General features: G+C 57.7%; 14 protein-coding genes. 8 read left to right on the forward strand and 6 right to left on the reverse strand.

What is annotated here, in order from left to right; genetic code table 11:
- Positions 1-52: 52 nt before the first annotated feature.
- Positions 53-373, reverse strand: a complete 321-nt coding sequence (locus AC1RLZ_RS29400) for a response regulator (protein ID WP_493191542.1) — start codon at positions 371-373, stop codon at positions 53-55.
- Between the two features lie 582 nt (positions 374-955).
- On the opposite strand from AC1RLZ_RS29400, the gene AC1RLZ_RS29405 reads away from it, so the two are divergent.
- Positions 956-1,573 (forward strand): cell envelope biogenesis protein TolA, encoded by a 618-nt coding sequence (locus tag AC1RLZ_RS29405; RefSeq protein ID WP_493191543.1) that lies wholly within the window; start codon positions 956-958, stop codon positions 1,571-1,573.
- A 486-nt stretch (positions 1,574-2,059) separates the two neighbouring features.
- Here the strand turns inward: AC1RLZ_RS29405 and AC1RLZ_RS29410 are convergent, their stop codons facing one another.
- Complete coding sequence (locus tag AC1RLZ_RS29410) at positions 2,060-2,602, reverse strand: DUF4142 domain-containing protein (RefSeq protein ID WP_493191544.1); 543 nt, start codon at positions 2,600-2,602, stop codon at positions 2,060-2,062.
- Positions 2,603-2,641: 39 nt separating this feature from the next.
- On the opposite strand from AC1RLZ_RS29410, the gene AC1RLZ_RS29415 reads away from it, so the two are divergent.
- The 5 genes from AC1RLZ_RS29415 to AC1RLZ_RS29435 all read left to right on the forward strand — a co-directional run bounded on the left by AC1RLZ_RS29415 (position 2,642) and on the right by AC1RLZ_RS29435 (position 6,705).
- Entirely contained in the window at positions 2,642-2,875 is a 234-nt protein-coding gene (locus AC1RLZ_RS29415) for a hypothetical protein (RefSeq protein ID WP_493191545.1), read from the forward strand.
- Positions 2,876-3,217: 342 nt separating this feature from the next.
- Positions 3,218-3,676, forward strand: coding sequence for a low affinity iron permease family protein (locus AC1RLZ_RS29420; protein WP_493191546.1), 459 nt, complete (start codon positions 3,218-3,220; stop codon positions 3,674-3,676).
- 1 nt (position 3,677) lies between these two features.
- Positions 3,678-4,190 (forward strand): DUF1003 domain-containing protein, encoded by a 513-nt coding sequence (locus AC1RLZ_RS29425; protein ID WP_493191547.1) that lies wholly within the window; start codon positions 3,678-3,680, stop codon positions 4,188-4,190.
- Positions 4,190-5,617, forward strand: a complete 1,428-nt coding sequence (locus AC1RLZ_RS29430; protein ID WP_493191548.1) for a carbohydrate porin — start codon at positions 4,190-4,192, stop codon at positions 5,615-5,617. The genes AC1RLZ_RS29425 and AC1RLZ_RS29430 overlap by 1 nt, the downstream gene beginning before the upstream one ends.
- A 677-nt stretch (positions 5,618-6,294) precedes the next feature.
- Positions 6,295-6,705: a DUF2177 family protein gene (locus AC1RLZ_RS29435; RefSeq protein WP_493191549.1), complete on the forward strand. Its 411-nt coding sequence runs from the start codon at positions 6,295-6,297 to the stop codon at positions 6,703-6,705.
- Between the two features lie 578 nt (positions 6,706-7,283).
- Here the strand turns inward: AC1RLZ_RS29435 and AC1RLZ_RS29440 are convergent.
- The 4 genes from AC1RLZ_RS29440 to AC1RLZ_RS29455 form a co-directional block, all read right to left on the reverse strand.
- Entirely contained in the window at positions 7,284-8,312 is a 1,029-nt protein-coding gene (locus AC1RLZ_RS29440; protein ID WP_493191550.1) for an SAM-dependent methyltransferase, read from the reverse strand.
- Entirely contained in the window at positions 8,312-9,139 is an 828-nt protein-coding gene (locus tag AC1RLZ_RS29445) for a DUF1295 domain-containing protein (RefSeq protein ID WP_493191551.1), read from the reverse strand. Before AC1RLZ_RS29445 ends, AC1RLZ_RS29440 begins: the two co-directional genes overlap by 1 nt.
- Before the next feature lie 139 nt (positions 9,140-9,278).
- Positions 9,279-9,929: a ChrR family anti-sigma-E factor gene (locus AC1RLZ_RS29450; protein ID WP_493191552.1), complete on the reverse strand. Its 651-nt coding sequence runs from the start codon at positions 9,927-9,929 to the stop codon at positions 9,279-9,281.
- The gene (locus AC1RLZ_RS29455) at positions 9,926-10,579 is read right to left on the reverse strand and encodes a sigma-70 family RNA polymerase sigma factor (protein ID WP_493191553.1); all 654 of its coding nucleotides are present in this window, start codon (positions 10,577-10,579) and stop codon (positions 9,926-9,928) included. The genes AC1RLZ_RS29450 and AC1RLZ_RS29455 overlap by 4 nt, the downstream gene beginning before the upstream one ends.
- Before the next feature lie 135 nt (positions 10,580-10,714).
- Between AC1RLZ_RS29455 and AC1RLZ_RS29460 the strand changes: the two genes are divergently transcribed.
- Entirely contained in the window at positions 10,715-12,064 is a 1,350-nt protein-coding gene (locus AC1RLZ_RS29460; RefSeq protein ID WP_493191554.1) for an NAD(P)/FAD-dependent oxidoreductase, read from the forward strand.
- Positions 12,064-12,885, forward strand: coding sequence for a DUF1365 domain-containing protein (locus AC1RLZ_RS29465; RefSeq protein WP_493191555.1), 822 nt, complete (start codon positions 12,064-12,066; stop codon positions 12,883-12,885). The genes AC1RLZ_RS29460 and AC1RLZ_RS29465 overlap by 1 nt, the downstream gene beginning before the upstream one ends.
- Positions 12,886-13,245 lie beyond the last annotated feature (360 nt).

Here is a 13,245-nt window from a genome sequence, read left to right on the forward strand (position 1 = left end):
CGCTACAGCGCTATGGAAAAGCGCGCTTCGCGAGCGGCATCAGACCAAAAACCTACACCACCACTTGGGACACGATCGGCTTCTCTTCAGCCGACGGATTGATCTGACCAGAAACGAGGATGATCTTGATGTCGGGCCATCTCTCATGAACGGCGTGTGCGAGCTTCAGTCCGTCGATGCTCCCTGGCATCTGAATGTCTGAAAAGAGAAGCGAGATGTCGGATCGTGCTTCGAGCACGCTGATGGCCTGATCAGCATTGGTTGCTTCGACTGCCGTAAATCCTGCGTCCTCCACAATATCGACGGCCCGCATACGCAGAACCATCTCGTCTTCGACGACCAGTACGTTCGTTTCGCCCGATGAAATCACCATAAATACTCCTCGTTGCGGCGGGAGCATTACAGGGCCCTCAGTCACCGAGTGCCTGTTGATTTGGAGGTGATGCCTGGATCGTACTCGTTCTACCGTTTAGTGTCGGTGTATTTATTCCCACAGATGAAGCGACGGAGATGGAACTTAATACTATCGATTGCATTGGCACGAGGCCCCCGCAGAACTCCGGGAGCTAAATCATGACCTTCGTAAATGACGAAGAGAATCTGTGCGAAAGTGCAGCGGCTGCGCGCGCAACTGACGATGGGATCTTGCGGGCTGACCACTACAGGAGGGCTCAGCTGTCCCGAGATCACCAGGGAAATCTGCGGACGCTCCGGAACGGTAAGCGGCGATCACAATCCAGGGGACTTAGAGCGCTCGTGCCGACGCTTCTGACTTCCCGGAGCGATGTGCTTCTATGCTCACTTTGATAGCGTTATTTTAGCGTCCACCAAGTTTAATCTTTCATCCTTGAAAGTCGGGGCTCATCGCGCAAGTGCCGGCCACTAAAGAAGAGCATGGCTATCAAGCCGTGATACTGCCCCTCGGGTTCATGTGATGTTGTGAGTACGTGGTAATATGGCTCGGAAGCTCAAGACCTACCAGACATCGATCGGCTTCTTCGACTTGGCGGTAGCTGCACCGTCCATGAAGGCCGCGCTCGAGATTTGGGGCGCCGACAGCAACCTTTTTCACCAAGGGTTCGCCCAACAGACCGACGATCCAGCGATCGTGTCGGCTACAATAAAGCATCCGGGCATTGTCTTGCGGAGACCCGTCGGCACCAATGGCGCGTTCAAGGAGACGAGCGGACTTCCGAAGGACTTGGGGACCGAAAAGAAAGTGTCAGCGCCGCGGAAGCGGGCACCGCCTCCAGTCAAAGCGGCCAAAGCTGACAACGCGGAAGCACGTCGGGCCGCGGCCGCCTTCGACAAACAGCAGCGGAAACGCGAAGCCGAGCAGCGCAAGGAGGAGCTGGCCAGAACCAAGGAGCGAAAGCGGAGAGGGGCGAAGTTCGCGAAAGCGCGGGAAGCCTTTGACGAGGCTGAGAAGGAGCACCACGCGAGGGAGGCTGCGTTCCAGGCGGAACGAGACGAAATCGACAAGCGCGCGGAAGCGGAGCGACGGCGGTGGGAGCAGCAACGCGAGAAGCTGGGTGTCTCGCTACGACGAGCCAAGGATGGCGGCGACGTCTGAGGGCGGAATTGGAACGGAATTCCCATTGTTCGGTGTCGTAACCATGTAAACTCGCAACATCCATATAATCTTCATTGCAGCCGCTTTTCCGCTGGCGCTTATTCTCCTCGCGATTGCGTATTCGCCGTTATTATATGGTTAGTTATAATGTGTCCGATCCGCCTTCCATGGCGCTGAGGGAAGCGCCGCATTCCTGTCCTCTGGGCTCCCCTGGACTACCCGTGGCGCTGTTTGGTGTTCGCGGTGCAATGGTGATTGCCGGGTAGGGACTGCCCAACCTTTCTCTCACCCTGCGTTGCTCCTCGCTGCTGCGCATGCGCCGATGCGTTGCAAGCGCGTAAACGCAGGTGAGCGCACCTTGCGGAGACCGCCGCCTCAAAAGCCAGTTCCTTCGTTTCGAAGGTACCCTCCACATTTCCGTCATGGAGCACGCCCCAACCCGCTTTCGATCACCTCGTATGATGCCAGTCCCATCGTGTTCTCCAGTTACTTCTTTTTATTCAGATTCTGCGCCATCTCGAGATGATGCTGAAGGTGGGGGAGTGTCTTACCGGCCCAATCCTTTAGTTTCGGATCTTCGCCCCCCTTGGCGTAGCGCTCGAAGAGCGACACGGCGTCCTTGTGAGCGCTGAGCTGCATTGCGGCATAGTCGGACGTGAAACTGTCCGCTTTGGCGTCCTTTAGCTTGTCCACCTTCTTCTGATGCGTTTCGTCAAGGACCGTTGGCAGCGCCGCCTTCACGTCGCCGCCAACCAGGGCCTTCAGCTCTTCGGATGTCTTGGTGTGGTCCGTGATCATCTGGGACGCGAATGTCTTAGCATCAGCATCTCCGCGCTCTTGCGCGAGCTTACTGGTCGCTATCTCAGTCAGGTCGCTTAGGGCGGCCTCCTTGACGAAGTCGGCAGTGGTAGGCGCCACGCCTAAGACGGAGTTCATTCCCGTCTTTTCCCCGACTGATTGTGCAAAGACGTTCGTCGCGCCGAGCGCGACTGCTAGGACGGTCGCGGCGGCGAAGGTGACTTTGTTCATGGCGATATCCCTAAAGTTAGCAGCCTTCCGCCGCGAAAAATGATCAATCTGATGGAAGGTTCCATTGCGGCACAATCGGGCGCAGCCTTCCGGCGGTTCGAACTTCGATATGGCCTTTTTCATGCCTTTGTGGCGCTAGGCGAAGCGACCGGCAAAGCGCATCGGCCCCTTGACGATGCCGGTTGTGAGTTGCAATCAGCCGAACGGCCATCGGTTGCCGTCTGCAACAGCAATTGCGAGCTTCAGATCGTCTCCCGTTCCGAAACGGAATGAAGTGCCGAAGTATGCGCTTCATCATTCGACCTCGAGGCCTTCAGCGCGGGACCTGAACGCTCCGGTTGACAGTACCGACCGCAGATATCTCTAAGAAATCGACGGCGCGCGCGATCATCTCGCAGCGCAAGTTCAAGGTATATCTCAAAGCCGCGACCCTATGTTCGCCAAGCCCGAAATGGCGGACGCACCTGACGGTGCGATCCCGTTGGGGCACGGTTGGCGGCTGATTTTTGGCTAGGGAACTCGAACCCGATTTCGCAGCTGCGAAGATCAATCTCGCTTTCCCCTGACAGTCGATGTGTGCTGAAGTGTCGCACATGCTTTACGGAGGCTACATCTGTGCCTGACCATTCCAATGCGGACCAAGTCAACGGCTTCGCTCGCTTTTTTGGAGATATCGCCAACAAGACATCGCAGGCTGCTGGTCGGGCAAGCACCTTTATGCTGGCTTCGGCCGTGGTGGTGATTTGGGCGGTCACGGGTCCGATTTTTAAATATTCGGATACGTGGCAATTGGTGATCAACACGGGAACTACCATCGTTACCTTCCTGATGGTTTTTCTGATTCAGAATTCCCAGAATCGCGACAGCGCGGCGATTCAAGTCAAACTGGATGAGCTAATCCGGGTCAGCGCGGCCCACAATTCCTTCGTCGGCATTGAACACCTTACCGACGAGGAGCTCGAGGAAATCCGCTCCAAGTGTGAGCTGCGAGCACAAGCGGAAAAGATCGGCGAGGACTCGGTTCAGCGCACCGGCGAGCAGGCCAGAAAGGCCGCCGACAAGGCGGTCGGTTAGCTTGTCTTCCGCTCAGCCAGTCAAACGCTCAGGTTCGGATGCTCGCAATATCGAGTCCATCCTGAAGCTTGAACATGACGACCAGCAGTCGATGTCGGCGCTGCAAAGGTCATTTCATACGGTCGGCTGGTTTGTCGGCACGGCGTATTTCATTATTCTCCAGTGCACCTGTCTTGTCGCGTGGATAGTTCTGAATGCTGGTCCTCTCAGTCTTCCGAGCCCCTTCGACCCCTACCCCTTTCCGTTGTTGTCCGCCGTGCTCGCTCTCGAAGCCGTCTTGCTCACATCCTTCGTGCTGATCCGGCAGAGCGCTAATGATCTGCAATCCGACCGTCGCAATCACCTTGACCTGCAAATCAACCTGTTGGCTGAAGAGGAAGCGACGGCGATCCTGCGGCTCCTGCGCAAGGTGGCCCAAAAGCTAGATGTCGAAGAAGAGCAAAAGGTCGATGTCCTCGCCGGCGAAACCAATGTGGAAAAGATCGCCCAACATATCCGCGCGCGGGAAGAGTGATGGTCTTCGCACCCCGCCGGACCCAGCGCGCCCGCGCCCGTGTGTGTCGCCTTTGCATATACGTGCTGCTTGGATGCGTTGTCCCGGCTGGCGCTTGGGCGCAGGAAGACAAAAAGACCGACGACGACAAGCCAGCCGATCCGGACACCGGCCAGAGTACCATCGAAGAGACGACGTTGGGAGTGCTGCCAAATCCCTTTGTTGACCGCGGCGTCAAGTTCGCGGCGACTTACATTGGCGAGACGCTTGGCAACATCTCCGGCGGCGTCCGCAAAGGCGCCATATATGAGGGGCGTCTCAATCTCGCGGTTGACGCGGATCTCGAAAAGCTCGTTGGCTTGTCGAAACTGACATTTCACGCCAACCTGTTTCAGATTCACGGAGATGGGCTGTCGCGCAGCTATCTCCAGAATTTTATGGTCGTGAGCGGCATCGAAGCCCTACCGACTACACGTCTCTACGAAATGTGGTTCGAGCAAAAGTGGGGAGACAACCTCGCATCGCTCAAAGTCGGACAGTTGGCCGCAGATAGCGAATTCTTCAACACCAAATACACTGACGTTTTCACCAATGCCTCACTTGGCTGGCCGGCTATCACCTCGATCAACCTTCCGAGCGGCGGACCGTCACCGCCTCTAGCTGCGCTCGGAGCGCGGTTCCAGGTCAACCTGTCGGAGTCGTGGACAGTTCAGGGCGCGATTTTCAATGGCGATTCCTCGGGACCCGGGTTGGACGATCCGCAGCTGCGGAATCGGTACGGCGTCAATTTCCGTATCAATGATCCGCCGCTTCTCCTGGGGCAGTTGCAATACGCGTGGAACAATCACAAAGGTGACGAGCATCTCGCCGGCACCCTAAAGCTTGGCGGCTGGGGTCATTTTGGCGCCTTCGCTGACGAGCGCTTTGCGGCGGACGGGCGATCTCTCGCGGATCCGACTACGTCGGGCATTCCGGCGTATCTATCAGGCAACTACGGTTTATGGGCCGTCTTGGAGCAGCAGCTATATCGCGTACCAGGCAATGACGATCGCGGCGTCGGTGTTTTTGCGCGCGCATCGTTCAGTCCGCCCGACCGTAATCTGGTCGATTTCTATGGTGATGGCGGGTTCGAATGGATTGGGCCAAGCGACGCGCGGCCGAACGACAAGTTTGGCGTCTCGATCGGTTACACGCGCGTCTCGCGGCAAGCTCGCATGCTGGACGCGGATTATCGCTTGTACGTCGACCCGTCTTGGCCCGTGAGAACATCCGAAGTTATGATCACGATGGCGTATCAATACGAAATCCGCCCTGGCTGGTCCCTGCAACCGAATGTCCAATACATCGTCCGGCCGGGAGGCGGAGCAACAAGCCCCTCGAGCTCGACGTCAGGCGTGGTCTTGAAAGATGCCGCCGTTCTGGGTTTGCGAACGGTCGTCAAATTCTGAAACCAATGCCCCTGCAACTTGGCGCATTCCCAAAACCAAACGGGCCTTCAGGGGCCGACGGTCCCGCCATTTACAATGATTGGCATCAACCCGCCGCTCACGCCAAACTGCAGCCGTAGAAACGAAATGGGGTGGGGCTCAGTCGGTTGGTGCCCCCACGTGCCCCTAATTTCGTGGCGTGCGGCTGATGATACGACAGCTACGCCTGACTTTTATCCGCTTCGATCGGCTTGAGGGGCCGTGGCCTGGATACAGGCGTACCTTGGCGTCATTAGCGGACCGTTTTTGCTCCGGCGGAATCGCGCCGTCACTGGCCCCGGATTTGGCTATCTCAACGGATTGACCAATTTCTCGGGTGGCTGAGCTGGCCGCGAGTTACATGGCTTTCGCCGGATTTTGCAGGACATCAGGGTGATGATGTCCGCGGGTGCCACGTACGGTCTTCTCTGGCTCGTGCCGAAAAGTCCCGCATCCTCCCACCACAGGCGCAGCGCGGCCATATCGGTTGCAGTCTAGGTTCAGCGATCATTTATGAAAATCTGCAGGAACGTGGACGACAGAAACAATGCGCGTGGATATACGGACTTGCCGGACGAGATGCCCGTTGTGGCGCAGAGTGATCCGGTTATCTCGCCAGCGCGTAAGATATTCAGGCTCAAATCAGCAAGGAGAACACATTGAAAACTTATGGCATCGCCTATGTCGCGACGGGTCTGGTATTTCTCGCAATCGACGCGATCTGGCTCACGTTTGCGTCGCAGCGGCTATATCGACCGTTGATGGGCGAAATGCTGCTAGATAGCTTCCGGCTGGTACCGGCGATTCTCTTTTATCTGATCTACGTTGCCGGCATTGTGGTGTTCGCCATTGCACCGGCCATCGCCAGCGAGCGTTTAACAACGGCAACGTTCTACGGTGCATTCCTCGGCTTCGTTGCATATGCGACCTACGATCTGACCAACCAGGCGACGTTGCGGAACTGGCCGCTCGCGGTGACGATCGCAGATCTATGCTGGGGAACGTTTCTGACGGCGGCTGCCGCAACCATCGGCCTTCTGATCACGCGCGCCTTCACAGCTTCATCCTGACGAGCTTAAGGACGTCGGCTTAACATTTCCGATGCGAAAAGTCCGACGAACACAGTGAGGATGCCAGCGCTCATGACGTTCAATCTGAGAAAGGCTCGGTATTCTGAGATCGAGTAGAGGTGGACGGGAGCGCCATATGCGCCATCGAGGCCAAGGTAAGCCATTATCGCGAGCCCAACGAGAATGAAGGTGGCCAGCCTTTCCGAAGGTCGAAAGAAGGTCGCGGCAATTAGCGCCCAAGGGATGAGAAAAAGTTCCACGCCCGATGGCTGCCCGAACACTTTTGCGCTCGGAACCGTATTGGCGATACCGGTAAGTGGGAGAAGCGCACGCCCTGCCGTTGGCAATCGCCTAGCTAGCGCGGGCACCGCTAGGAAAAATGGCGTCGACAGGAACGTGAAGAAGGTCGGCCAAATCTATTCGCTGACGGTTCAATAGACATAGAGCGGATAGAAGGGCTGGTTGGAGGCGACGACAAGCGCGATCAAGTTGCAGGTCGCTACCATCGGATCATCGTGAGCGGCGTAAGCAGCAACTCGCCGCCCGATTTTCCGGACTAAGATCACGAGCGCTATGCGTTATGCCGGGCACAGGAGGTAGTGGCTCACACCCCATTCTTCACCACCGGCATGCCCGAAAAGTCCTGCCGTCGCTAGGTAGAACAGACGCCAGCGTCGACGCCAAAGCGCCGCGTCCGCTCCATAGACCTTACTCAGAACGCGATCAATGTGCGGGCGGTTTGCATCGAAGCACGCCAGCCAGTCAATCGCCGTTTTCTGATAATGACTACCGTTCCAGCGCCAGTCCTGTTCGACTGCAAAGCAGTCTGGAAACTGCTGGACCAGGCCATGGCTCGGCATGATTCCGCCAGTGAAGAAATGCTGCCCGATCCAATCGGCCTCGTTGTTATGGTCGAAGCGATAGGGACTACGCGTGTGACTGAAGACGTGAATGAAAAGCCGCCCCTGCTGGGGTATAAGCCATGTCTTGATGCGCGCGAGCAAATTCCGCCAGTTGGACATATGCTCGAACATTTCGACCGACACTACCCGATCGTATGTGCTGGCTGGTTCGAAAACGTTCATGTCGGCCGTGACGACGCGAATATTTCCCAAACCGCGGGCGACGGCCTCCGCCTCGATGTGAAGCCGTTGAGAGTGTGAATTCGAAACCGCGGTGATGTTCGTGCGTGGGAAACGTTCAGCCATGAACAGCGTCAGCGAGCCCCAGCCGCAGCCGAGTTCCAGGATCGACTGTCCGTCGGCAAGACCGGCATGCGCAACCGTTTCCTCAAGCGCCAAGCGCTCGGCCTCGGCCAGCGTTTCGTGTCCCGTCGAATAGAGGCAACAGGAGTATTTGCGACTTGGACCGAGGGTGAGGGCGAAGAATTCGGGCGGCAATTCGTAGTGCTGTGCGTTGGCGGCATTCGCATGTGTTGCAATCGGGCACTCTCCCATCGCGCGCGCGAAATCGAGTTCCTCGCGATCGCTTGCAGCGGCAAGTTTACTTCTTGTGCGCCCGACCAGAAACTCGATGCCCATTCGCGTCATCGAGTCGGGAAGCGGACGGCGTTCCGCGACGCGTATTGCCGAGGAAATCAGGCTCATCAAAAATCTTCTTTGCTGCTAGCAGCTGCGGCGCTCTGCGGGCCCGGCCAGAATGCGTTGACGCGACGCTGGTATTCTCGGAAAGCCTTGCCGCGCGAGCGCAGCATGTGCCCTTCGAGAGGCGGAATGCCGGAGGCGTGAACCAAGAGCCAATACATCATCAACGGTCCGGCAAAAGCTATCCACCCTTGCGGATAGGCGCCTGTGAGATCGACCGCGATCACGGCATAAGCCAGCCATCCCACCCATTCAAAAAAATAGTTTGGATGGCGTGACCTAGCCCAAAGCCCGACGTCGCAAACTTTTCCCTGGTTTCCGGGGGCAAGGCGAAAGGTGGAAAGCTGGCGATCCGCGATCGTTTCCCCGACAATGGCCGCAATCAGGATGACAATTCCGAGCCAGTCGAGGCCCCTCAGGCCAGGTGTCGGATTTTGCGCCGCGATTATGATCGAGAGGACGAGTACCCACGCAGCCAAAGCCTGGATCTGCAGGAACCAGAACAGGCGCGATCTGAAGGCACTTCCCCACCGTTCGCGCAAGTGCCGGTAGCGAGGATCATCACCGCCACGCGCGGTGCGCGTCACGATGTGGATGCCGAGACGCAGCGACCATAAGAGCGCCAGTACTGCCACGAGTATTTGACGCGATGAAATTTCCCCCGCGTCGAAAGGAAGAAGAGCGCCCGCAGCGCCGAACACGCCTGTGGCAAAGGACCATATTGCGTCGATCCATCCTGACTGGCCGGTTCGAAGCGCAACCAACCATGCTCCCGCCATGGTCAGTGAAAGGTAAATCGCAAGCACAACGACTGCGATAAACACTGTCATGCGAACCTGTCCCTTACCGTCCAACCTGGCATAATTTCGCTACGGCTTTCCCAAACGACCAATTTCACCACCTCGTGAAACGCCTTCATACGACCGTGGCGGGCCAAAGGAATCTGATCGGCCTTGCCGCCACCACCGTTCAAAATCCCACGATCGGACGGAGGAGGCGTCCAAGAAACCCATGGAGGCGCGTATCTCCTTCCAAAGCAGCGAGACAGACGCAATCAGACTTCTCGCCGACAACAGGCCGGTGATTGACTTCATGATCGGCTTCGTCGAGATCGCCGGGAAAATATTGACTGCGCTCGTCCGACAGCGATCCAGACAGAATCTGCATAAACTCCATGCCGGTGTGTCCGTGGGCAGGCAAATGAAGCCCCGCTTTACCCTTGAGCATCATGACTTTGGCATGTGGACTTCCGGCGATTTTGACCTTGCTCCATCTGAACCCGGGGCCAAGCCATCTCCAGGGACCAATCTCGCAGTGACGCATCGCACGAGGAATTTCGATGCCCAGGTCCGGCTGTCTCCCTGGCCCGGGTTCTTTCGCCAGCGTGGATGGAATGCTTTCCAGCCGCGCCATGGTCCGTCCGAACAAATCCTCAGCAAGCGGAGCCAAGCGCATCTCGTCGAGGATCGCCCCGCCCACAGCCTCGAACCGGGTTAAGCGCTCGCGGCAGACGGCGCATCCTTCCAGGTGGACGCGGATGACTAGCGCGGGGCCGGCGCTCAACGCTCCGGCCGCAAGACGCAGAAGCGTTTCGTCGCTGGGGTGATGGTTAATCGTCATATATCGCGGTCCAATATGTTTCGCAGCCGGTTCAATGCGAGCCGAACGCGAGATTTTACGGTGCCGAGCGGGATGCCCAGCTCTCGAGCGATCTCCGCATGCGGCGTTTCGGAGAAGAAAGAGAGTCTCACGATGGTTGCCTGTTCATGTGATAGGGTCGCCAACGCCTTCCGGACCTCTTCTTCCCGCTCTGCCATGATCACAATATCTTCGCCCGACGGCGGCGTGTCAGGTTCGTCACTCAGATCCAAGAGATGATCGGCTGTCCGGGAGCGCGTGCGGCGCAGCCGGTCGATCCTCTGGTTACGAGCAATTGTAAACACCCATGTCGACGCGCCCGCCCGGCTCGGATCGAAATAGGACGCCTTTCTCCATACCGCGATCATGACTTCCTGGGTCACTTCCTCGGCAACCGATTCCGCGAGACCGGTCCGAATAAGGAAGCCTTTCACACGCGGCGCGAAATAGGCGAAGAGCTGCGCGAACGCCTTGCGGTCCTGTGTCTGCGCAACGGCATCTAGCAGGCGGATCAGCTCTACAGGCGAGGGCAACACCTCATTTTGAATGCTCTCGTTCAAAACAATTAGCCTCGCCGCCGGACGGACCTGCCGCCTGCGCCTGATGTCGAGATGTAATCTTGCAGCATCCATTTGCCTTTCATACGCTCGCCGCCCCCGATCGGATCACGCATGAAGTGATCTAATGCGCGCTGTGTTCCGTAAATATTGGCAGGTTAGCGCGTGGAGGGAAGCCCTTTGACGAGAAAGATTGCTGCGAGTGATAAAATGAACAGCTTTAACTCCGCGGCGGCGGACAGCGGAAGCCTCAACATTGCTGTTGTTGGGAGCGGTATCTCCGGCCTATCCGCAGCGTGGCTGCTTTCAAAACGACATCGGGTTGTTCTTTACGAAGCCGATAGCCGCCTGGGTGGGCATAGCCACACGGTCGATGCCGCGGGTGTCGGAATAGATACTGGTTTTATCGTCTTCAACGAATCCACCTATCCAAACCTGACAGCACTCTTTGAGCACCTAGGCGTCGCCACGAAGCGGTCCGACATGTCATTTGCTGTCTCGCTTGACGATGGCAGGCTTGAATATTCCGGAGCCGGCCTTCTGGGTCTGTTCGCGCAGGGTCGAAACGCGATCAGCCCACGATTCTGGCGGATGCTGCGCGACCTCGTGCGCTTCTATCGCGAGGCGCCACGCAATGTGGCTGCCTTGGGCTTGATTACGCTCGATGAGTATCTCGACGCCGCCGGCTATGGAGAGGGATTCCGCAACGATCACCTCTATCCGATGGCGGCCGCCATTTGGTCCACGCCTGCCGCAAAGATCGGCGCCTATCCAGCGGCTTCGTTCATAAAATTTTGCGACACCCACGGCCTCCTGAAACTATCTAGCCGCCCCATCTGGCGCACCGTGTGCGGCGGCAGCCGCTCCTATGTGCGAGTGCTGACTGACGCCGTAGCCGAAGTGGTGTCCGACTATCCGATCCGTACAATCGTCCGCACTCCGAACGGTTCCGATGTCGTCGGATATGACGGTGTTGGTCGCCGTTTCGATCAGGTGGTGGTTGCCACTCACGCGGATCAGGCGCTCCAAATGCTTACTGATCCGAGCAGCGAAGAACGGCGACTGCTTGGCGCCTTCGACTATATCGACAACGATGCAGTGCTTCATTCGGACCCTCACTTGATGCCGCGCCGCCGTCGGGTCTGGTCGAGCTGGAACTATATGGCCAGGGACGACGATGAAGGTCGCAAGCTCGCAGTGACCTATTGGATGAACCGTCTTCAGGATATCGAAAGTGAGCGGCCGCTGTTCGTCACGCTCAATCCCCACCGGGAGATCGCACGCAACGCTGTTCTCAGGGAAATGCGCTACAGCCATCCCCGTTTCGATGCGCAGGCGATGCAAGCGCAGAGAGAGCTTTGGTCGTTGCAGGGCGAGCGCAATACATGGTTTTGCGGCGCCTATTTCGGCGCCGGCTTTCACGAGGATGGATTACAGGCCGGTCTTGCCGTAGCTGAAGCCCTTGGGGGGGGACGCCGGCCCTGGACGGTCGCCGACCAATCCGGCCGCATCCATGTTCATGAGACCGTGCTCGTCACGCCTGAAACGGAGGCAGCCTGATGTCGGGCATCCGTTCGGCCCTCTACACCGGGTCGGTGATGCATCACCGATTGCGGCCAAGAGAGCATCGGCTGCGCTACAGCATTTTCTACATGCTTCTCGATCTTGATGAAGTCGACATGCTTGCCGGCAGGCTGCATCTCTTCTCGCACAATCGCTTCAACCTCTTCAGTTTCCATGATCGGGATTACGGCGAGGGAGAGACCGCGTCGCCGCGCACCAGGATCGAGCGGCATTTGCGAGAGGCCGGCATCGAAGCCGGCGGCCCGCTCCGGCTTCTCACCATGCCGCGCATCCTGGGATATGCCTTCAATCCGCTCAGCATCTATTTCTGCCACAGGCGGGATAACTCGATTTCGGCGATCTTATACGAGGTCAGCAACACGTTCGGTGAGCGTCACAGTTATCTCATTCCCGTTGCCCGCGACACGAAGGTGCCAATCCGTCAGAAAAGCCAAAAGTCCTTTTACGTCTCGCCCTTCATGAGCACCGACATGGTTTATTCCTTTTCTGTCGTGCCTCCCGGGAAGAATTTGGCAGTTTCGGTCATCGGCCACGATATGCAAGGGCCGCTGCTGATCGCCAAGCTCGCTGCAGCCCGCCAGAATTTGACCGATGCAGGGCTCGCGCGGGCCTTTTGCGCTTATCCTCTGCTAACATTGAAAGTGATCGCAGGTATCCACTGGGAGGCGCTGCTGATCTGGCTCAAAGGCATTCGCCGGCATCACCGGCCGTCTCCACCCGATCAACCGATAACACTCGGCTGGCGATCTCGAAGCAGCAAGCCGTTTGACGAAGGGCACGACAACTGTCCTCCGTAGCCAGATCTGGGGAGTGGACACCTCATCTGCTGAAAGAAGATGCGTGAGTTGACCATGCTGCACTAAGGGTTGCCGTCGTCGAGCGATTCTCTGTTCGAGAGGGCCAGCTGACCGGCTCAGCGTTCCCGTAGCAGTTGCCGGGCTGCCAAACAGATGTTTGATATTCCGCAACATTCGATCGACGAATAGCCGGTTGCCGCCATGTCTATGCTACGGATGGTCCCTTGGTCACTGCGTAAGCGTCGTGGTCCGGCCTTGCCGTCCTGGCCGGCCGACGATAGAGGGGGCTTTTTTCATTAAACCCTGGCTGCGGTAACTCGTTCTCCCTAGAAGAAAAGCAACCTTACCTCCGAGTGCACG

Source organism: Tardiphaga sp. GW822-FHT04G09, from assembly GCF_058800725.1.

Excerpts from the sequence above, each read along its gene's own strand:
- AC1RLZ_RS29410 (WP_493191544.1), bottom strand. The coding sequence starts at position 2,602 with ATGAACAAAGTCACCTTCGCCGCCGCGACCGTCCTAGCAGTCGCGCTC.
- AC1RLZ_RS29415 (WP_493191545.1), top strand. The coding sequence starts at position 2,642 with ATGATCAATCTGATGGAAGGTTCCATTGCGGCACAATCGGGCGCAGCC.
- AC1RLZ_RS29440 (WP_493191550.1), bottom strand. The coding sequence starts at position 8,312 with ATGAGCCTGATTTCCTCGGCAATACGCGTCGCGGAACGCCGTCCGCTT.
- AC1RLZ_RS29445 (WP_493191551.1), bottom strand. The coding sequence starts at position 9,139 with ATGACAGTGTTTATCGCAGTCGTTGTGCTTGCGATTTACCTTTCACTG.
- AC1RLZ_RS29460 (WP_493191554.1), top strand. The coding sequence starts at position 10,715 with ATGAACAGCTTTAACTCCGCGGCGGCGGACAGCGGAAGCCTCAACATT.
- AC1RLZ_RS29455 (WP_493191553.1), bottom strand. The coding sequence starts at position 10,579 with ATGGATGCTGCAAGATTACATCTCGACATCAGGCGCAGGCGGCAGGTC.
- AC1RLZ_RS29400 (WP_493191542.1), bottom strand. The coding sequence starts at position 373 with ATGGTGATTTCATCGGGCGAAACGAACGTACTGGTCGTCGAAGACGAG.
- AC1RLZ_RS29430 (WP_493191548.1), top strand. The coding sequence starts at position 4,190 with ATGGTCTTCGCACCCCGCCGGACCCAGCGCGCCCGCGCCCGTGTGTGT.
- AC1RLZ_RS29450 (WP_493191552.1), bottom strand. The coding sequence starts at position 9,929 with ATGACGATTAACCATCACCCCAGCGACGAAACGCTTCTGCGTCTTGCG.
- AC1RLZ_RS29465 (WP_493191555.1), top strand. The coding sequence starts at position 12,064 with ATGTCGGGCATCCGTTCGGCCCTCTACACCGGGTCGGTGATGCATCAC.
- AC1RLZ_RS29405 (WP_493191543.1), top strand. The coding sequence starts at position 956 with ATGGCTCGGAAGCTCAAGACCTACCAGACATCGATCGGCTTCTTCGAC.